General features: G+C 46.2%; 16 protein-coding genes and 1 tRNA gene. 4 read left to right on the top strand and 13 right to left on the bottom strand.

From position 1 onward, the window contains the following. Positions 1–64: 64 nt before the first annotated feature. From BM200_RS29810 to BM200_RS00195, 3 genes are all read right to left on the bottom strand, one after another. Positions 65–134: transfer RNA gene (locus tag BM200_RS29810), tRNA-Ala, on the bottom strand. Further along, positions 131–670, bottom strand: a complete 540-nt coding sequence (gene sigK / locus BM200_RS00200) for an RNA polymerase sporulation sigma factor SigK (RefSeq protein WP_091179983.1) — start codon at positions 668–670, stop codon at positions 131–133. The genes BM200_RS29810 and sigK overlap by 4 nt, the downstream gene beginning before the upstream one ends. A gap of 36 nt (positions 671–706) precedes the next feature. Then, complete coding sequence (locus tag BM200_RS00195) at positions 707–2,164, bottom strand: alpha-L-fucosidase (RefSeq protein ID WP_091179980.1); 1,458 nt, start codon at positions 2,162–2,164, stop codon at positions 707–709. Positions 2,165–2,287: 123 nt separating this feature from the next. Between BM200_RS00195 and BM200_RS00190 the strand changes: the two genes are divergently transcribed. Then, on the top strand, positions 2,288–3,205 hold the full coding sequence (locus tag BM200_RS00190) for a helix-turn-helix transcriptional regulator (protein ID WP_091179976.1): 918 nt from the start codon (positions 2,288–2,290) through the stop codon (positions 3,203–3,205). Between the two features lie 9 nt (positions 3,206–3,214). On the opposite strand, the gene BM200_RS00185 is transcribed toward BM200_RS00190, so the two are convergent. Together BM200_RS00185 and BM200_RS00180 are read right to left on the bottom strand one after the other, a co-directional pair. Next, a complete protein-coding gene (locus BM200_RS00185) occupies positions 3,215–3,745 on the bottom strand; it encodes a phosphotransferase-like protein (RefSeq protein ID WP_175532687.1) in 531 nt (176 codons plus the stop codon). Between the two features lie 56 nt (positions 3,746–3,801). Next, positions 3,802–4,635, bottom strand: a complete 834-nt coding sequence (locus BM200_RS00180) for an AraC family transcriptional regulator (protein ID WP_091179971.1) — start codon at positions 4,633–4,635, stop codon at positions 3,802–3,804. A 145-nt stretch (positions 4,636–4,780) separates the two neighbouring features. On the opposite strand from BM200_RS00180, the gene BM200_RS00175 reads away from it, so the two are divergent. After that, complete coding sequence (locus BM200_RS00175) at positions 4,781–6,796, top strand: beta-galactosidase (RefSeq protein ID WP_091179969.1); 2,016 nt, start codon at positions 4,781–4,783, stop codon at positions 6,794–6,796. Positions 6,797–6,982: 186 nt separating this feature from the next. Here the strand turns inward: BM200_RS00175 and BM200_RS00170 are convergent, their stop codons facing one another. From BM200_RS00170 to BM200_RS00160, 3 genes are all read right to left on the bottom strand, one after another. Beyond that, positions 6,983–7,891, bottom strand: a complete 909-nt coding sequence (locus BM200_RS00170; protein WP_245772830.1) for a carbohydrate ABC transporter permease — start codon at positions 7,889–7,891, stop codon at positions 6,983–6,985. A gap of 19 nt (positions 7,892–7,910) precedes the next feature. After that, positions 7,911–8,816, bottom strand: coding sequence for an ABC transporter permease (locus tag BM200_RS00165; protein WP_091179967.1), 906 nt, complete (start codon positions 8,814–8,816; stop codon positions 7,911–7,913). A gap of 112 nt (positions 8,817–8,928) precedes the next feature. Further along, a complete protein-coding gene (locus BM200_RS00160; RefSeq protein ID WP_091179964.1) occupies positions 8,929–10,608 on the bottom strand; it encodes a type 2 periplasmic-binding domain-containing protein in 1,680 nt (559 codons plus the stop codon). A 347-nt stretch (positions 10,609–10,955) separates the two neighbouring features. On the opposite strand from BM200_RS00160, the gene BM200_RS00155 reads away from it, so the two are divergent. Further along, positions 10,956–11,771: a helix-turn-helix domain-containing protein gene (locus BM200_RS00155; protein ID WP_175532686.1), complete on the top strand. Its 816-nt coding sequence runs from the start codon at positions 10,956–10,958 to the stop codon at positions 11,769–11,771. A gap of 1 nt (position 11,772) precedes the next feature. Here BM200_RS00155 and BM200_RS00150 read toward each other — a convergent pair whose 3' ends face one another. From BM200_RS00150 to BM200_RS00130, 5 genes are all read right to left on the bottom strand, one after another. Next, positions 11,773–13,356, bottom strand: coding sequence for a response regulator transcription factor (locus tag BM200_RS00150; protein ID WP_175532685.1), 1,584 nt, complete (start codon positions 13,354–13,356; stop codon positions 11,773–11,775). After that, the gene (locus BM200_RS00145) at positions 13,331–15,100 is read right to left on the bottom strand and encodes a sensor histidine kinase (RefSeq protein ID WP_091179957.1); all 1,770 of its coding nucleotides are present in this window, start codon (positions 15,098–15,100) and stop codon (positions 13,331–13,333) included. The genes BM200_RS00150 and BM200_RS00145 overlap by 26 nt, the downstream gene beginning before the upstream one ends. A gap of 36 nt (positions 15,101–15,136) precedes the next feature. Next, the gene (locus tag BM200_RS00140; RefSeq protein WP_091179955.1) at positions 15,137–16,006 is read right to left on the bottom strand and encodes a carbohydrate ABC transporter permease; all 870 of its coding nucleotides are present in this window, start codon (positions 16,004–16,006) and stop codon (positions 15,137–15,139) included. A gap of 19 nt (positions 16,007–16,025) precedes the next feature. Further along, complete coding sequence (locus BM200_RS00135; RefSeq protein ID WP_091179952.1) at positions 16,026–16,934, bottom strand: ABC transporter permease; 909 nt, start codon at positions 16,932–16,934, stop codon at positions 16,026–16,028. Positions 16,935–17,027: 93 nt separating this feature from the next. Continuing rightward, on the bottom strand, positions 17,028–18,689 hold the full coding sequence (locus BM200_RS00130) for an extracellular solute-binding protein (protein WP_091179949.1): 1,662 nt from the start codon (positions 18,687–18,689) through the stop codon (positions 17,028–17,030). 214 nt (positions 18,690–18,903) lie between these two features. Between BM200_RS00130 and BM200_RS00125 the strand changes: the two genes are divergently transcribed. Next, positions 18,904–20,916 (top strand): beta-galactosidase, encoded by a 2,013-nt coding sequence (locus BM200_RS00125; protein WP_175532684.1) that lies wholly within the window; start codon positions 18,904–18,906, stop codon positions 20,914–20,916. Positions 20,917–20,937: the final 21 nt, after the last annotated feature.

The raw sequence follows: 20,937 nt of genomic DNA, 5'->3' as shown, positions 1-20,937 counted from the left end.
GTCATTTGAAAAGCTACCTCAAAGAAAAACCCTTGATACACAAGGGTTTTGAGTGATTTTATTATGGTGGACCCAAGGGGGATCGAACCCCTGACATCATCGCTGCCAGTGATAAGATCTACAGATTAATTTACTTCTTCGCCTTATAAAACTCATGATACAGCTTCATCAGAGCTCTCTTCTCAATCCTGGACACATAACTCCGGCTAATGCCCAGCTCCTTGGCAATCTCCCTCTGCGTCCGCTCATCTCCGCCATGATCCAGGCCGAAGCGGCAGCGGATCACTTCCTGCTCCCGCTCGACGAGGATATCGAGATTACGGTAGATCTTGCTTTTCTCGATCTTCAGCTGCACCCGGTCCACGACATCATCGGCCTCCGTGCCAAGAATGTCGATAAGCGTTATTTCGTTCCCCTCTTTATCCGTGCCAATCGGGTCATGCAAGGATACGTCCTTGCGCGTCTTCTTCAGTGACCTTAAATGCATAAGTATTTCATTCTCAATACAACGTGCTGCGAATGTGGCGAGCTTCGTCCCCTTACCCGTCTGAAAACTTTCGATCGCTTTAATCAATCCGATCGTGCCAATCGAGATGAGATCCTCAAGATCCTCACCGGTATTGTCGAATTTTTTGACAATGTGAACACGAACCGATGTAACTCCGAGCATTCAGGGTAATAAAATGATCCTACAGTAATACCAGCCTTAATCAACACGAATTTGGAAGACAACAGGATAGGGGCTCCGCACCTCTCTCGTTCGGATTATCAACGCCTCATCGGTTCTTTCCCATACCGGCTTTTCATCAAACCCTAAAACATTGATTTTGCGGATGATGCCGTGGAAATAGTGAGCCCGCTCCTTCAACGATTTGATCTTCACGATCCCATCGTCCGGATAAGATAGAACGTGCGCATACAAAGCGCTCCCCTTCATCGTGAATCGGATGTCTTCGCTGGTGAACAATTTCGCCTTGCCGTCCGTGAACTGTCCTTCCTCCACTGCCGTAGGCCCTTCGCCGAACTTTCGCCAGAATGTGGTTCCGTAGATCGCCTCACCATTCGTCTTCAGCCAGCCGCCGATATCAAGCAGAATGCGCCGGTCGTCTTCCGGAATCGTACCGTCGGCTTTGGGGCCAACGTTGAGCAGCAGATTGCCGTTCTTGCTCACGACATCGACGAGATCCTGAATAATCTCAACGGATGATTTGTAGTCCATTCCCTCGACATGACACCAAGAGTTGCGCGCTGCGGCGGTATCGGTCTGCCAATAGAACGGCTGCAGATCGGCAAATTGGCCGCGTTCGATATCAAGAACCGCGGAACCAAACTTGAAAGCATCGTGCTTGTAATTGATAATGCCTTGATATCCCCACTCGGCCGCTCGATTATAATAGTACGCCGCGAATTTCTTGAGATAAGGCTTAAATGCTGCCGTATGGATCCACCAATCGAAGTAAAAGATTTTCGGCCGGTAACGGTCAACCAGTTCGCAACACCTAAGCAGCCAATCCTCCAAATATTCCTTACTCGGCGGGGAACCGTACAAATCCTGATGATCGGGTTCCGGCATCGAAGGCCAGTAGAAATCGCCGCACGCAAGCGGTTCACGGATATCCGTCTCGAACGTTTTGCCATGCGACATGAAAAACCAATGTTCTGCCCGGTGAGACGATACGGAAAAAATTAATCCCCTTGCCTCGAAGGCTGATTTCAGCTCTGCCAGTACATCTCGCCTTGGTCCCATCTCGAATGCATTAAATTTTGACAATTCGCTTTTGTACATCTGAAAACCATCGTGATGTTCCGCGACGGGCATGACATACCGAGCCCCAGCTTGCTCGAACAATTCGGCCCAATCGGCTGCATTAAACTTCTCCGCCTTGAAGAGCGGTATAAAGTCTTTATAACCAAACGTTTGATGATCGCCATAGGTCGCCCGGTGATGATCAAATTCTCGTGTGCCTTGGATATACATATTTCGCGGGTACCACTCATTGGCGAAAGCCGGTACGGCGTACACGCCCCAGTGAATGAAAATGCCGAATTTCGCGTCCTTGTACCATTCCGGAATACGGAAACCGCTGAGCGAATCCCAGTCGTCGCTGAAGTTGCCCGATGCGACCTTCTCGTCAATTCGTTTTAAATATTCATTTCTATCCATCCTTACACTCCTTCCGCGTGTGCTATAATCCAATCATAGCGAGCCGGAATAGCTCGGAATACGGGTAAATGCGACGTCCATTAGGACAAATATGTCGCAATAGCGCAGCTAGGAGGACTGCCGATGGGGCATCCGATGATTCAATTAGATAATCTAGATCTCAAGCTTTCGCTTGGGAGGCTTGTTTTGAACGTGCTATATATTAAATCCGGGTTCTTCTACCATTCCATGCCCGAACATCGTCACAGCAACGGCAGCTATGAGCTCCATTACATTCCGTCCGGACACGGGCGCTTGATTGCGACAGGAAGAGAATTCCCGCTTTCGCCCGGCAGCTTATACATGACGGGACCGGGTATCGATCATGAGCAAATTACGGATCCATCCGATCCGATGTTTGAGTATTGTATTTTCTTCGAGGCGCTCCCGAGCGGGCGCAATCACCATGAGCGGTTGTACGGGAGAAGCGGCGGCGATTCCGAAGATATCCGCGAAATAGCGCGATTGTTTTTGGAAACGCCATTCTGGATTGGACAGGACAGTCGGCAACTGCAGCATGTTTTCGAGAAGCTGGCTTGGGAAATAAATACCCGCTCAATAGGCTATCGGCGTAACATAACGATCCAATTGGAGCAGATCGTCATCGGACTTGTCCGGAACTATACGAACAATCAGCCGACGTTGCAGACTGCTCCACTGAAGACTTTGGATGATAAAAGAATGGTACTGATCGAGAACAACATCTTGTATAACTATAAGCATATCACGATTAGAACGCTTGCCGATCAGCTCGGCCTTAGCGTCAGGCAAACCGAACGTGCGGTTCACAAGCAATACGGGATGTCTCTGCGTGAAAAGCTGCTGGAAGCCCGTCTGCAGGAAGCCGCTCGCCTGCTTGATACAACCTTGCTGACAATCGGCGAAATTTCCGAACAAGTCGGATATCAGTCTTCCGAGTCGTTCACGTCGCATTTTAAAAAATGGCAAGGATTAACGCCAAGCGCTTATCGGACGCGAACAATTGTGCCTACTATACAGTAGATAGACAGTTTAGTTAATTTTCAAGGCATTCAATATCTTTGATACACATTCTTCCGTTGAATTCTCGTATGTATTGATCTCAACGTCGTATTTCATATTTTGATGTACAATTTTCAATTGTTCCTTTGCTATGCCGATAGTTCTATCACCACGAACGCGTTCACGTCTTTCCAATTCTTCGAGCGGACAATGCACGCCGACATATAATACATCTTCGTCCTTGAACTGCTCTAAAAAATCCGCGGCATCGCTTTCCGCGTCTAAAACAGTATCAATAATAATGTTAAAAGAATATTCCGAGATAACTTTAGTCAGTCTGTGCAGTATAAATGTTAAAAAATGCAGGTCATAGTTTTGTTTGTTTATAATGTCCCATGTCGAAGGTTCTTTTTTATTGTTACGCATTTTTGATAGTAAACTACCTAGATCGTCAAATCCCAACACTAAATAATTTGGTAATTTTTCCGACAGTAGTTTTGCTATTGTAGATTTGCCTGAACTTGAAACACCGTTCAACAGGATAACCTTACCTTTAATCATAGTTAACTCCTTCTTTGGCATGATAAATCGATTGAGAGAACAGATAATACCCGCAGTTATCCACGTCTTAACCGACGAAACTGCTCAGGGGTTATTTTCTCCGACCTCCGGAACCGTTGAATAAAATAAGCACTGCTGGAGAAACCAACTTGATCGGCTACGTTCTTCACGGATAATTCGGTCGAGACAAGAAGTGCTTTAGCATGAACGATACGGCACTCTGTGAGAAACTCTATTGGCGTCTTTCCGATTAAGGAATGGAACTGTCTGCTGAAATGAGAGATACTGCAACCAGCCTGATTCGCCATTTGTTCCAGCGTTAAAGGCTGCTCGCTATGGGTGCGAATCCATTCCGCTGCCTCGATTAGCTCGCTCCTCTGTCCATGCGAAGGTGCTCCTAGGGTATCCCCTGCGTTCAGAGCGAGCTCGGCGAGCATCTCATAGAGCAGCGCCGATAGCCGCGCCTCCCCTCCTTGCAGAGAAGGGACGCCACAGGTAAGCAGCTTTCCCCACAGCACATCCAATCGTTCCGCGTTCTTCCAAGAGAATGTCCAAGCTTCGCTTTCCCCTTTGCCTTGAAGCAGCTCTTTAATTCCTGCTCCGTTGAAATGCACCCATCGGATGTCCCACGGTTCCTCCGTATCGGCATAATAACATTGTTTGACACCTGGACCATAGAGGAAGCCGGATCCTGCCTGCAGTTCCACGATCTCGCCACCCATTTCCAAATACCCTCTACCGCCGCGCACGATATGCCAATTATACGAATCAAGCTGTCCGGCCTCACGATTCTCTTTATGCGTCGGATCATCAAAATAATGACCGAAAGAGTCAGGATAGCAGAAGAATCGGGTAAAGCGGGGTGGAGCCAGAAAATGATTAACCCTCATTTGATTCACCTCAAAATAGCATAATCGTAATACGTTTGATCAAATTATTCGGATTTACCCTCTCTTTTACAATGTTTATAATAAAGATATTCAATTTGATTCAAGCATAATACTAACATATTAAATTGGGAAGGGGATCTTTCGAATGTATTTCGGTGTAGATTATTATCCGGAGCATTGGCCGGAGGAGCGTTGGCCAATCGATGCCAAGATGATGAATGAAGCGAATATCAATATCGTCAGATTAGCGGAATTTGCTTGGGCCAAAATGGAACCGGAGGAGGGGATTTATGACTTCTCTTGGCTGGATCGTTCGATTAATATTCTGGCAAGCGAAGGAATGAAGATTATTCTTGGGACGCCCACTGCCGCAGCACCCAAATGGATGATGGACAAACATCCGGATATGTATCCGGTGGATGTCTATGGCTTAACGAAGGGCTTCGGAACGCGGAGGCATTATTGCTTAAATCATCCCATATACCGCGACTACTCCAAGAAAATCGCCCGGGCCATGGCGGAACACTATAAGGATAACGAGCACATTGTTGCCTGGCAGATAGACAACGAGTTCGGCGGTACTTGTTATTGCCAGAGCGACCTGAATGCGTTTCGAATCTGGCTTAGGAACAAGTATGGGTCAATCGAGAAAATGAATGAAGAATGGGGAACGATTTTCTGGAGCCACACCTATCGAAATTGGGAAGAGATCATTCTGCCCCGATATTCCGCGAGTGATGGGTTTAGCCAAAACGGAGGCTCAAACCAGTTGCTGTCCACGCCATTTAATCATAATCCCGGCATGCTGCTCGACTATCAGCGTTTCTTCTCCGATGCTACAGTGTCGTATCAGCGCATTCAAATTGACGAAATCCGTGCATTCAGCACCTTACCGATCACACACAATCTCATGGGCCATTTCAGCGAATTGAATTATTTTGATCTGGGCCAAGATCTTGATTTTATCAGTTGGGATAATTACCCGAACCATATGTGGGCAAAATCCACGCCGACAGCAGTTTCAATGGCGCACGATCTAATGCGAGGCATTAAACAACGAAATTTCTGGATGATGGAACAACAGAGCGGACCTTGCGGTTGGCATTCGATGGGCGACACACCGGAACCAGGTCAAGTGCGTTTATGGACCTATCAGGCGATCGCGCATGGAGCAGAAGCTATGGTCTACTTCCGGTGGCGGGCATGTACGGTTGGTATTGAACAATATTGGCATGGAATTCTAGATCATGACGGCATCGGCCGGAGACGTTACAGGGAAATTACCCGTATTGGCAGCGAGATGGCACAGCTGTCGGATCTGATCGTCGATGCGACGAATCGCAATTCCGTGGCACTCGTTAAGAGTTACGACAACGCGTGGAGCCATCGAGCGCAGCCGCACAATCAGAAATTCTCGTATGGAGGCCTGTTGGATTCTTACTACAGGTCCATGGCCATAAATCATGTTGGCTTGGATGTCACTGGTGTGGATACGGACTTCACTCCATATAAGCTGGTCCTTATGCCAGCCTTCAATCTGATGACGGAAGATATCGCGGCAAAATGCAAGACTTACGTAGCAAATGGAGGATCCCTGCTTATTACGTTCCGCTCGGGTACGCGTACATGGAACAATCAGATGACCACCTTGACCTTCCCCGGTATGTTCAGCGAGCTGGCCGGAGTCGAACTGGAGGAATTTGATTCCGTAAACTTTGGAAGAACGGTTAGCATTAACGGTTCCTTCGGAGAAGGGACCGCTTCTGTCTGGTGCGACGTTCTGAAGCTTACAGGAGCACAAACACTGGCAAGCTATAATAGCCATTATTACAAAGGGACCCCTGCCGTCACCGTCAACGCTTTCGGCAAAGGCCATGTTTATTATGTTGGTTGCGATCTAGACGATGCCGCAATGGATAACCTGATGAACTTAATTATTGACCGCGAAGGTATCACCCGGAGCTTGCCCCAGAATTATGATGGAGTCGAAGCGGTCGAGAGAACCAAGGATGGCCAACATTATTTGATGCTTCTCAATCACAAGAACGAATCTATCGAAGTGGAATTGAGCGGCGTATTCGAAGATGCTTTAAGCGGGGCGATGATTGAAGAACGGATTATTCTGGAGCCTTATGCCGCACACGTTTTATTAAAGAGATGATACAAGTAAGAAAAACCGCCTTGATTTACGGCGGTTTTTTTATTGCCTCTCGAGCCGGCAGCCTCTAACATCTCGTTGTACTTTTGCCATCTAATAAGAAAGACCGTCCCTCGATATTCCAGGACGGCCTTCTATCTCCCAAAATTTACGAGTTTGGAGTTACCAACTCCAATACTACAAAACTAACTACTCCTTCACCGAGCCTATCATGACTCCTTTAACAAAATGTTTCTGTACAAAGGGGTAAATGATTAAAATCGGTATCGTTGTAATGACAATGAGCGAGTACTTCAACAATGTCTCCATATTTTGCATCAGCGCAAGCTTCTGCGCGTCAAGCGTTGCCGACATGCCGGAATAGTCAATTTTATTTTCAACCAGTATTTGTCGCAAAACAAGCTGCAGCGGGTATAGGGATTGCGAATTCAAGAAGATCAGGGCATTAAAATAGGAGTTCCATTGGCCTACTGCGGCCCATAGTACCAGAACAGCCAGAATTGGCCTTGACAGCGGAATAGCGATGCTGATCATAAATTTAAAGTCTCCGCACCCATCAAGCTGTGCCGCCTCATAGATTTCATTTGGCAATGAGGTCTGAAAGAATGTTTTTGCTATGATAATAGAGAAGACATTTAGCGCTGTTGGCACGATCAAGGCCAGTGGCGAATCCAGCATCCCCAAATCCTTGACCACAAGATAAAAGGGGATAAGTCCCCCGTTGAACAGCATGGCAAATAAAATGGCCCAAATCCATATTCTACGCCCTGCCATTTCCTTTCTCGACAAGGGATATGCCATCATAATGGTCAGCGCTACGCTTAATACAGTCCCGCCTACTGTATAAAAAATGGAATTAGCAAAGCCTGTCCAGACCGCATTATACTTAAATACGCCAATATAACCATCCAGCGTTGGATCTACCGGCCATAGCCATACTTTACCGCTTTGCACAGCCGCTGCCGAGCTAAAGGATGAACTGACAATATAAATAAGCGGGTATAGGACCATGACGAGGACGAGACTCAGGCCAGCATATACACAGAATAAAAATATACGGTCTTGTTTGGATTCCCGGATTGTGGATATCTGTTTCACTAGAAGCTCTCCTCTCTACTTAGAACAAACTGTTGTCCGATACTTTCCGGGCCGTATAGTTGACGATAGATATCAGGATTAATCCGATGATGGCATTAAACAAACCAATAGCGGCAGCAAAACTGAAATCAGCATTTACAAGCCCCGCTTTATACACATAAGTTGAAATAATCTCCGACCGGCTTAGATTAAGATTGTTCTGCAACAGATACACTTTCTCGAAGCCTACACTTAATAATCCTCCGACGCTCAGAATCATCAAAATAATAATGGTTGACCGGATTCCCGGCAGATCAATATACCGGATTTTTTGCAATCGGGTTGCCCCGTCTATTTTGGCTGCCTCATACAACTCCGGATTTACGCTTGCTAGCGCCGCAAGATAGATGACGGCTCCGTATCCGGTTTCCTGCCAGATCCCGGACCAGACATATGTGGACGAGAATCCATTTGCGCTCGCCAATACATTAGGCGGATTGGTATCTCCGAGTAAATGAAACAAAAGAGCAAGTGGTCCGCTTGTAGGAGAGAGGATAATCTGAATCATGCCCACCAGTATTACGGTTGAGATAAAATAAGGAGCGTAAGTGAACATCTGCACCGTCTTTTTGAAGCGCGCATGCCGCACTTCGTTTAACGCGATAGCCAAAAGAATGGAACAGGGAATCGAAACAACGAGCGAATATACGCTTAAAGACAGCGTATTTTTTACAAGTGGCCAAAAATAGGGAGAAGTAAGAAATAACTCAAATTGCCGCAATCCAACCCAAGGGCTTTTCCATATTCCATATACCGGGCTATAGTTACGAAAGGCGATTTGTACCCCCAGCATAGGCCAATAGCTGAATACAATTAAGAAGGCAGTTGGCAAAGCGATAATTGCATATAGAGGCCAATGTCTCTTTAGAGCAATACTCCGTTTCATTCCTATCATTCCTTCTTTAAAATAAATTGTGTCATCCCCCCCCGCAACGAGGAGGATGACACCTGTCTTGTGAGCTTTTCTCGGTATGTCCAATTTGATGAAGCTTTCAGGCTTATTTGAGCGACTCCAGGTTCTGAATGACAGTCTCATCTCGTTGGAAGCCGCTAGTATCAAAAGGCTTCACCATGGCTTTCTGAGTAATGGAAAGATATTGATCCAGACCAAGCTTCTTAACACCATCAACATAGGACTTCCAATCCTTAGAAATCGATTTGTTGCCGACAATAAACTCGGCTGTCCACTGCTTTACGTAGTTATTGATATTGGTCTTCAAGAGAGAATACGATTGTGAATCTTTAGGATCGATCCAGATGGATGCAGGAACGACTTCCTTCGGCTGTTTTCCTTTGTAATCCTTTTCCGTGTAGTATTGCAGCAGTGCCTCTGAACCAGATCCGTCCGCCGAAAAAGGAGGCTTGGCAACAATGCTGTTACGCCATTCTTCCGACTGATAAATAGGTCCGAGCTGATTCCAGCCCCAAGTGAAAGGTGTTGGAGGCTGGAAATTGATGTCGAACAAGGCGCGATTTCCGGTTAATCCTTTTTCGCCGTCCTTGGCCTTTGTCCAATACTCCCCTTCAGGGCCGTAATCCGTAATCGTAGTCCCTTCCGTCGTCCAAATATAATCCAGCATTTTCATAACCGCGATTTTCTCATCCTCAGCAGCTTTGTTGGTTATCGCAAATACAGCCCCGCTTACACCGTTGCCGCTGAATGCCGCATACGAGATGCCATTTGGCCCCTTAAGAGGAGGAACCGTCTCCCAGTTCACAATATCACTCATATGATCAGCGCCAACCACGCAGTTCATACAGCCCCAAGGCACGACTCCGACTTCGTGATTAATCGCCTGCTTGCTGAGCACGTCATTGGTTTGCGTAAACGCCGCGCTGCTAATTAAGCCCTTCGAATATAATCCGTTCATATACTCTAGCCCTTGCTTCCACTCATCCTGAATGGCCGATAGCTCAACATTGCCGTCCGTGACGCGCAAAAAGCTGCCGCCATCGTTGTAAGCAAAGGCATTCATCAGAAATGTGGTCGGATCTGAATTCCAGCCATCCGTGGAACCCGTCAGCGGCAAAATGCCGTTTTCCTTGAATACCTCCAGCATATGCTCAAACTCATCTGTCGTGGTTGGCATGCTCAGGTTGAACTTCTCCAGGAACGGTTTATACACCCAGAGCTTGCTGGAATAGTAGCAATGCAAGCAATAATTGTAGAATGGCAGGCCATATATGTTGCCATCCGGCGCAATGATTCCCTGCTTAAGAGCAGGCGTATTCTCAATCGCATTCCATACATTAGGCGCATGAGCTTTCAGCAAATCGTTTAACGGAACAAACACGCCTTGCTGTCCATATTTAAGCAAATCCTCGTTACTGAAAGAACCGGCCCAAAACACGGAAGGATAGTCGCCGCTTGCAAGCAGAAGAGGCTGTTTTGTTGCTACGTCGGTATTCGGAACCGTAATCCAGTTAATGTTCATATTAAAGTTTTTTTCCGCATATTCGGTGAACCAGTTGCTGTCCAAATTTCCGTTAAAGCTGGATGTCCCTGCAAATAAATTTACGGTGACCGGCTCTGATGCTGATTCTGAGTTTGTACCTTTTACATTTGGCGAGCCTGAATTTTTTGCAGGACCTGAACCATTGTTTTGCGAGCAAGCGGCAAGCATCAACAAAACCATAACGAAGGTTAAAAATGCGGCTATTCGTTTTCTCTTATTCATTTGGGCACCCCTTTATTGAATTCGTTCAGCAAATGCATCTTCCAGCCCTACCGAGTTATTCAGAAACAACATCACTCCCTTCATAAGTCAGAATATTCTATTAATTTTATATATAAAATAATTCTATTTCATAACTCTTCAACACAAAATATAGCTCTGAAATAGAGTCCCGGGACTAAAGATATGTAAGCACTTACAAAAAAAGATATTTAGGCTTATTTAATTGCAATTTATGCTCGATTAGTCATTTCTTATATAAATTATATAAGATGGATCACGGAAGGAAAATCAGGTATAATGCAAGTATGATATAAAAAAATGAAAGTAGAGATGCCATGAAGCACTATATGAAGCAAATGTTAGTCACCGCCCTTGACCGGACTCTGCCCATCTATATCGAACTATTGGGATGGAATGAATGGCAGGATGAATTCATACGCCCTCATGGCTACCACTGTTATCATTGGCTGCAGACGACAGGCGGAGAAGGACAGTTTGAATGCGAAGGCAAAACCATTATGCTCGGTCCGAATCAGGGCATCTTGCTGCCCCCCAACGTTCCGCACCGTTACAAGACGACATCCTACCCTTGGTCGACCTGGTATATTACTTTTAATGGGAATATGGCCTCCATTCTCGTGTCTTCGCTTGGTCTCGCGACTTGCACCGCGATCAGTTGGGAGTCTCATTCTCGATTATCCACCTTGCACAAAAGAAGCCGAAATCTAGCAAGAAGCCATTTCGAATTTAACGGAATAGACGGCTCGGCATTCGTCTACCGCTTCCTGATGGAACTAAAGCGCTCCGGGCAAGTGGATAACCAGCGCTCCTTTTCTCAGCATACCGCTCGTGTCATTCCATTAATCCGATACTTGGAGGAGAACTATTCGGATCCGTCTCTTGGACTAGACCAATTAGCCGATTATACCGGCGTTAGCCCGCAACGCCTGAATTACTTGTTCCGAATGGCAACGGGCATGAGCCCCTATCAATATCTCATTCACTTAAGAATTCAGAAGGCCAAGGAATTGCTGATCAACGAAAAAAACCTCACCGTTAAAGCCGTCGCTTTAAGAGTGGGTTTTCTGGACGCTAGCCACTTTGTATCCACATTCCGCAAAAATGAATTCATTACGCCGCAGAGTTACAGGGATCTTAACTAAGCTACTCTCTGAATTCCTGCGGCGTTACTCCAAGCTGCTCTTTGAAGACTTTGATAAAATAAGTCGGGTTCTTATAGCCCAGGATGCTTGCAATTTCGTAAACTTTGTAACGGCTATCCTTCAACAGAAAGACAGCTTTCTCCATTCGCAAACGAAGCAAATATTCGGAAATGTTTTCTCCCGTTTCGCGCTTGAATACTTTGGACAAATGCGTAGGATGCATATACACGTGGTCGGCAATGGCCTGCAAGGATACATCTTCCGATAAATGGTCCTGCACATATTGATGAACCCGGGCAACAATGGAATGCCGGGAATCCGATAATTCCGTATTCAACTGTTCGCGAAGTTTGCTCAGCATGGTCGTAGCCCAGTACTCCAAGTCGCCTAGGCTTTTCACTTCTCGTGATTCTTGCAGCCGATAGTCGGCGAGAAGCCCCCCGTTCTTATGCACGAAATACGAAAACGCGGACTTGAGCGAATAGTAAATTTCTGATAAATGCTCATTTGAACCGCTGTATTTCTCATTCCATTCCAGGAATACCTCTTGCAGCTTTTTATTTGCCGCCTCCCACTTGCCCGCTTCCAGCAAATGAGGCAGCAGCGGAGGCGTATACAAAGAAGCTACCACATGAGACGCAGGCCGCACGTTATCCGCTCCCAATCGAACGGTATAATCGCCTTCTTGATCAACTTGCGAGCGTATCGTTGCCAGGCATCGCTGATACATTTCTTCACTTTGAGACGGCAAAGAACCCGGGGGAGAAAGGATGACCGTTATCGTCAGATGCAGCAGTGCATTAACGGTTCTTTTCATTTGATCGCCTAGTTCATCGAATAGATGCGACTGTTCGGGGTTATGATTCTGCGGCTGGACAGCGAACAATAGATGACCGTACAAATCTTCACAGTTCCAATAGTTATACCGGTTATGGAGAAGCAGCTCCTCCGCAATATTCGAGACGGCATACCCTAATATGGACATATCAGAAGGCTCGTACCGCCGACCTCGGTCCTCTAAACGAATCAAAATGAGGGATACCGGATACTCCATATCGATCGAAATTCCGTACAATCGAAACTGCTCCTGCAGCTTTTTCTCCTGCAAAGCTCGTCCTTGAATTAAATTATTCAGCAGATTGGAACGTAGGACAGGCAAATTAAGATGAATCATGGATTGGGAATGCAGGTATGCAAGCTTTCGCTCCTGCTCCCGTTGCAAGTAATCGGCAGCTTCTCGCACGGCAGCGAGCAGTTCCTCATCCTTCACCGGTTTGAGCAAATAATGAGAGGCTTTATTCTTTAACCCTTGCTGCGCGTAATCGAATTCCGCGTGTCCGGTAAGCAGCAGGCACTCTGTCTCTGGCCAACTATTCTTAATCTCTCTGATCAAATCAATACCATTCATCCCCGGCATGCGGATATCGGTAATGACAATGTCGGCAGCTTCAGCTTCCATGACAAGAAGGGCCTGCTTTCCGGAATATGCCGAGAGCACTTTAGTTATGCCTATTGTTTCCCAAGCTTGGATAGCAGCGATACTTTCGACCAAGTGCTCTTCATCGTCTACGATTAACAGCTTCATCCTTCTCCGGCTCCTCTCTCCAACGCAATTCCACACGAAGTCCAGATTCTCGATTGATGGACAGGTGCAGTCCGGCATCCTCGCCGTATCGAAGTTGAAGCCGCCGATTTACATTTTGCAGTCCGCAGCTGTCTGCCCCTTCACCAAACCGGCCAACTAACAGTCTTTTGAGCGACTGCAGCCGTTCGTGCGTCATGGTTCCCCCATTATCCTCGACTGTTATCTTGTATTTCCCGTCACTATAACTTCCCGTTATTGTGATAAGCCCGATATCCTCCAGGTTTTCAATTCCGTGAATGAGGGCATTTTCAACAATGGGCTGCAAAAACAATCGCGGAACTTTGACATTCATCATGTCCGGATCAACCCGAATGACATAATTAATGCGCTTCATGCGCAACCGATGAATCTCCAAATAATCCTTGGCATTCTTCAGCTCTTCGCCTAAATCCACCAACTGACGCTCCACATGCGTCGAATACCTGTAGTAATCCGACAAATGGTAGGCCATCTGAAGCACCGCATCCTTCTTGTCCAGCTTGGTCATGCTTATCATATAAGAGATACTGTTATACAAGAAGTGGGGATTAATTTGGGATTGCAGCTGCTTCAGCTCAGCTTCGCGAGCATGCAGCTTCTGCTCCAACACATTCTCGATAAGCGTCTGAATCTGCTCTGCCATTTCATTAAATCTGGAAATAATAATCAGCCGGAATTCATTGCTTGCCTGGAATAGAATTCTGGACTTGTATTGTCCCATTTTGATCTGCTGCACGCCTTTGATCAATGCGCGAAGCGGCAATTGGACATTGCGGTACAGGATCCAGGATACGGCAATGCCAACAATTAGCAATAATCCAAGCACAAGATAATCAAATTGATTACTCTTTCTTAACGGTGTCAGAATATCGTGCAGCGGAACAATATTAACCACATATCCATCAAGAGACTCTACCTTGGAATACGCAACCAGATAAGATATGCCGCTCACATATAAGGTAATATCCCCTTCTCCAGTTAGACCGGTATCGTTTAATAACGATACCGCCTCCTTAAGAAGCGTCGGCGGAATCGAATTGGCAGCGAGATAATCATCTTTATTTTTATAAAATAAAGCATCTCCGCTGCCTTGCGACTGAAATTGATCCAGCAAGCGAATTACATTGCTCATATCAAAGCTGATTTCGATAATGGAATTAGCTTGGCTTATGCCTTCTCCTCCTGCTATGTGGGGTTCATAGGTCAGGTGTATGATCCTTCCCTTATCACCCGAACCGCTGACGTTCCATACGAAATTCCAATTCTCCCGACTTAATTTTTCCAGCCGATCGGCCTCGTAACGAATGCCGTGTACGGTTGATAAGGTTTCACCCGTATGAGGGGAATAAACCGTAATATCGTTAATCCAGTTTGTAGAAGCGCTTTGCAAATAAAGCTTGTCCTGGATCACTTTCTTTCTTTTTACCTGTTCATAATAACTGTTGGTCAACAGAGATAAGTCTTGAAACTCAATGACATTCGGATCTCTAATTAAAATTTGAGAGTATGTTTCCATCTGCCTAATGATATGATCCATCTGGGCGGCTAACGTCGATACGCGGCCTGTACTTGATTCCTTGATTTGCTGAGTAATCACGCGTTCGTTAACCCGATTTGAATATACGGAGACAATTAATACGGGAACCAGCAGCAAAATAAGTGCCCCTACCAATTTGGAAAAGAGACTTCGTTCCTTGTTGATCATCGTCGATTACTCCCGACTCCCGATTTTTTGCCTATTCTATTCCTTCACGGCGCCCATCGTCAATCCTTGCACAAAAAAACGCTGCAGGAACGGGTAAACGATTAATATTGGAAGCGCTCCAATTAATATTTGAGCCGAACGTACGGTTCTCTCCGAAAGGACCTGCAATTGTCCAGGATCGATATTGGTATTCCTCATATCTCCGCTTTGTATGATCGTCTGAAGAAACGTTGCCAGCGGATATTGCCTGTAATCGGTCATATAGATTAATCCGTCGAACCAAGAGTTCCAGTGCCAGACCATCGCAAATAACGACAGCGTGGCCAGAGAAGGAAGCGATAAAGGAAGATAAATCGAAGTCAAGGATCTTAAGTAACCGGCTCCGTCAATATGCGCGGCCTCCTCAAGTTCTTTCGGGATTGCACGAAAAAACTGCATCATGAGAATGGTATTAAACACGTTAACTGCCGATGGCAGGATAAGAGCCCAAAGCGTGTTGGTTAAATGAAGCCCTGTAACTACCATATAGGTTGGAATGAGTCCGCCATTAAAGAGCATGGTAAAGACAAAAAACCAGGAATAAAAAGCCCTTCCGTAAAACGAGCGCGACAAGGTATACGCCGCAGTGACGGTCAGCATCATAGAAAGCAGAGTACCGGCAACCGTCCGCTCTACAGATAGAACCAGCGAGTGCAGGAACAAGGGATTATCCAGCGTTCTCAGATAGGCCTCTTTGTTAAACCCAACTGGCCAGAAATAAACCTGATTTGCCGTTGCTGCAGAACTCGAGCTGAAAGAAACAGCGGCCACATGGACAAGCGGCAGAATACATAATATGGATATAACCGTAAGCAGCAGCGCATTCGACGATGCAAACCAACGATATCGGAGTGTGTTACGATACATAAGATCAGCCTGCCTTTACTTAAAAAATACGATAATTGCCAAACCGGTAAGCAAGTCTATACGACACGACAATTAATACAAAGCTGACTGCCGATTTGAACAAGCCGACTGCTGTCGCAAAACTAAACGATCCGCCCATTAGGCCAACCCGGTATACGAAGGTGTCGATTATATCCCCTTCTCTATATACAAGCGGGTTATACAGGTTAAATATCTGATCAAAGCCGGCATTCAGAATGTTACCCAGAGCCAGCGTACTCACAACAAGTATGACGGGCACCATTGCCGGCAAAGTAACATGCAGCGTCTGTTTGAAACGGCCGGCGCCATCTATTTCAGCAGCTTCATACAAGGCCATATTGATTCCGCTCATGGCGGCGAGATAAATAATGGTTGAGAAGCCAAACTCTTTCCACACATCGCTGATAATGACCGTAATACGAAACCAAGTGCCATCCCCTAGAAAGAAAATGGGATCTGCGCCCGTGAAGGAGAGCAGATTATTAACAATACCTTTATTCCCCAGTACGTCTGTGAGAATACCGCCAAGGATGACCCACGATAGAAAATGCGGCAAATAGACGAAAGTTTGAACAAAGCGTTTGAATACAACTGTTCTCACTTCGTTAAGCAGCAGTGCAAACACAATAGGCACCACGGTGTTCGCTACTATTTTAAGAGATGCTATCAGTAGAGTATTGTAAATAACCTGAACACTGTCCGGATACGAAAACATATATCGAAAATGCGCAAGTCCGGCCCACGGCGAATGAAGAATGCCGAGACGGGGCTTATAATCCTGGAATGCCATGAGCAGACCAGCCATAGGAGCATAATTGAATATAAGCAGACAGATGATTGACGGCAATATAAGCAAATGAAGAGGAAGCTGGCGAATAAATCTTATCCTGCCTTTTTTCCATTCCATTGTCTGTGCAGCTCCTTCCTATTTCCATTGTTAGAGCGAGACAGACCTAACGTTTCAATCCTTGCGCAAGGCCTGCCGCTATTGATGCAATCCTTATTTTTTAACCGCTTGGTACCAATCATTTACTTCTTTGGTGATCTCGTCACCACCCGATGATTTCCATTTTTTCACGAAGCTGTCGAACGAATCGGGCGACTCTTGCCCGTAAATAATTTTCAGGAATGTTTCGTTTTCCATCTTGCGAAGCAATTCGCCCTTCTGCGCCATTGTCTTCGTTGGCGGTCCGGTAAATTGATCATATACAGCAGCGTCATCGATATAGGTTTGAAGAACAGCAGCCGCATCAGCCCATTTTTTCGGTCTTGCGGAGAAATATTTCTCATATGGGGTTTCCGGTTTAATGCCCTGACCAAGCTTGGCCATTACTTCTAGCTCTTTCTTCGGCGTTTGAATATCATTGCCGTAGATAGAATATTTCTTTACATCGATCCAGCCGCCGGGGATTTTATCGTGATCATATACCGGTTCTCCGTTAACCATGACATAATCGTAGCCCTCTGCCCAACCGTTGGCGAGCTCCGATTCAGGATCGTAAAATCCTGGTCCCATAATGGCATCCAAATAATTAAAGAAGGCTTCCATATATTTAAAATCCTTGTTGAAATAAAAACGCACGGAGGATTGCGGTTCGCTGCCAAATCCCATGTTTCCGTCTACGCCCGCAGGAATCGGAACAGGGATATAATCAAACTTCATATCTGCATTAAACGGATAAGTAGCCATCCAGGTAGGTCCGAATACCATGCCCGATTTTCCTTGGACAAAGCTCTCCGCCGCCTTCGCCTCATCCTGCACGCCGGCATCTTTATCCAAATAACCTTTGCTCATCCATTCGCTAAGTTTAGCGAGTCCTTGCTTGACCGTCGGTTGAATGGATCCGTATTGCAGCGTTCCATCCTCTGCTTCTGTCCAATAAGTCGGAACGGCTTTTTTACCGAAAATAAAGTCGCTTGAAACCATGTAGGTATCTTTAACGGCCGATACGCCTTTTTTCAGAGACACAGACAAACCAATAGTATCCTTGACTCCATTTCCGTCCGGGTCTTTATTTACAAACGCATCCATGACGGTTTCCATTTCTTCAATTGTTTTTGGCGCCTTGAGCCCCAGCTTGTCCAACCAGTCCTGACGTATCCATAAGACACTGAAGGAACTGTTCGCATTAAAGGTCGGAAGTCCGTAATGCTTGCCATCGTAGGTCACCGTATTCCAGATTTCAGGATATTGCGCGTACAGCTCTTTGATTCGCGGCGATGCATATTTATCAAACGCTTCGTCTATTGACATCACCTTGCCGGAATCAACAACCTGGTTCTCCAAAGTCGGGTCGCTTAACGTAAATACGTCCGGCAGCTTGTCATTAGAATTAAGCAGCAGCCGGAGTCTTGTGGAGTAAGCTTCTCCGGTACCAACCGTCCAATCTACCTTGAAATTGATTCCAAACCTTTCCTTCGCCCACCGGGTATGAACATTATCTTCAATACTTTCGCCATTTTTAAATTGATTGTCTGAGCCGACAACTCGTCCCAGCGTAATCGTGGCCTCTCCTTTTGTTGAATTTCCGTTGCTCCCCTGCTCGTTCTGATTCGAGCTTGAATTCGAATTCGGATCAGATGAACTGCAACCGGCTGCAGTCAACAGAGCAAGACCGGCAATAAGGGCGATTGACGTTTTTCTTGTGATTCTTTTTTTCATTTCACGACCTCCTTGTATTGGTTTGATTCTCAGTATACTGCCCTCCTCTAAAGCGATTAAATATAAATAAAACGATAAATATATAACTATTTTGGTCAGTATTTTCGATGTTCATATTTTTATATATTTAAATATATTTTTTATATTTCCTATTTACATTACAGCATCTAATATAGTTTGTATCTTTTATAATTTTTATATGGCGGTGATCAACTTGCTGTTTGCGGGAACTAACTACCATCCGCACGACTGGCCACCAGAGCGGTGGAGACGCGACATTGAATTAATGCGCGAGGCTTCTTTTAATATAGTACGTCTCGGGCATTTATGCTGGGACAGCTATGAGCCTTCTGAAGGGAATTTTACTTTTGATTGGTTTGATGAGGTTATGGACCTGTTTCATGAAGCCGGGATCAAGGTCGTACTCGATATTGCCACCCGACCTGCTCCTACATGGCTGCACAAAAAATATCCCGGCATCAGCCTGACGGATTCAAACGGAAATCGAATGGAAGCGCAATCGCGTTATATGGATGATATCGGGCATCCAGCGTTCCAGGAATATGCGTTAAGATTTGCCGAAAAGCTGGTGCGCCGGTATCGAAACCACCCTGCGCTGTATGCTTTTGGTTTGTGCAACGAGCTTGGCTCCGGTGCCCCTTCTTATTCCAACGCAGCCAGAGAACGTTTTGTTGACTGGCTGGCAACTAAATACGAAACGATTGAAAATCTGAATGCAGCCTGGACTACCCAGAGATGGTCGCGTAAGCTAAACAGCTTCCAAGATGTCGTCCTCCCCATCTCCGGACACATCCAAGGCGCTCCGGAACGCGTTCTGGATATGTGGCGTTTCTATTCCGACGAAACGTTAGCCTATATGCATAGCTTGAGCATACTGGTCAAAAAATTAGCTCCCGGTGCGAGAGAGACGACCAATCATTGGTCCGAAAATCCCGGTTACGGGTTCGATTATTTGAAGCAATACCGGGATATTGTGGATTTGCCGGGCATAGGCTTCTATCCTGGCACCAACCCTGAAGACAGGCGTGCTTTGACTGCCGCGTGCTTCTTCATGGATCATCGGACTGGGGAGCTAGACGAGCCAATATGGTGTCTCGAATTCCAGACAGGTGATTTTGGAGGCTACGGCTCTCCGCGCAAAGCGATGAGAATGTATGCCTACTTATCGCTCATTCATAGATCCCAAGCGGTTTGCGCATGGACCTGGCGCTCCATGCTGGGCGGTGAGGAGCAGTATATATTCGGTCTGCTCGATCATGACGGCATTCCGGGATGGAAGTATGATGAATTCAAGCAATTCTCGGAAGAATTCAAGCTGCTGCAGGATCGTGGCTTCCCTAGAAAGCCGCAACCGGAGATTGCCATTGCTTATTCTTATGAAAGTTTGAAGGTAATGGCCGGCAACCGGAGCTTCTACAAAACAGATTATACCCATCAGGTGCTTCAAGCCTACGAGGCGCTTGTAAGAGCTAATCTGGATTGCAACATCGTAAATTTGCGAGATATGCGCAAGGACTACAAGATATTAATTGTGCCTGGCCATGCAGTAATGGACAAGGCCTCCGCTGCGGCCATTCGTTCTTATGTGGAGAATGGCGGAACCGTCATTATGACGGCCTACTCGGCTAAGGTTAACGAGCATAACCAGGTATTCGACACTACCCTGCCTGGTGAACTAAGCGATGTATTCGGCATCCGCTGCGGAGCCTTCATGCGAACCAGAAGCCATACTCCCGTTGAGAATGCGGGTGGATTGGAGAAGGCTGAACTCCGGCTGGAAAGAGAGCGGCCGGCTATCCTTCTTGGGGGAAATGAACATGTGCCTGAAATCGATTATTATGAAATTCTCGAAACTCGCACTGCCAAGGCAATGGCATCTTTCACAAATACGCTTGAATTATCGCCTGCCGTTACGAGAAAGATTTACGGCAAGGGAGAAGCTATTTATGTCGCTATTCCTGCCGACACTTCCTTTTTAAGCTCGCTGCTTGAGCAATTATATCCGAAACTGGGGGTTAACCCAGGGCCAACTACACCACTTGGCGTAGTCGCGCGCAAGCTGGAAGATGATTCTACCATCTATGTGAACACAACGGGCACAGATCAAACCATTCAAATCAACAAGCCTGCAAAAGGATTATTGACCGGTCGTCATTACGAGCAAGTGATGGTCTTGAGCGGATACGAAGCAGAATTGCTAATTTAACGACTACGACTATTGGAGGAG

The organism is Paenibacillus catalpae, assembly GCF_900112695.1.
Lineage (GTDB): Bacteria > Bacillota > Bacilli > Paenibacillales > Paenibacillaceae > Pristimantibacillus > Pristimantibacillus catalpae.
The sequence above is the reverse complement of the archived record's forward strand: the minus strand, read 5'-3'. Positions and strand labels throughout refer to the sequence as shown.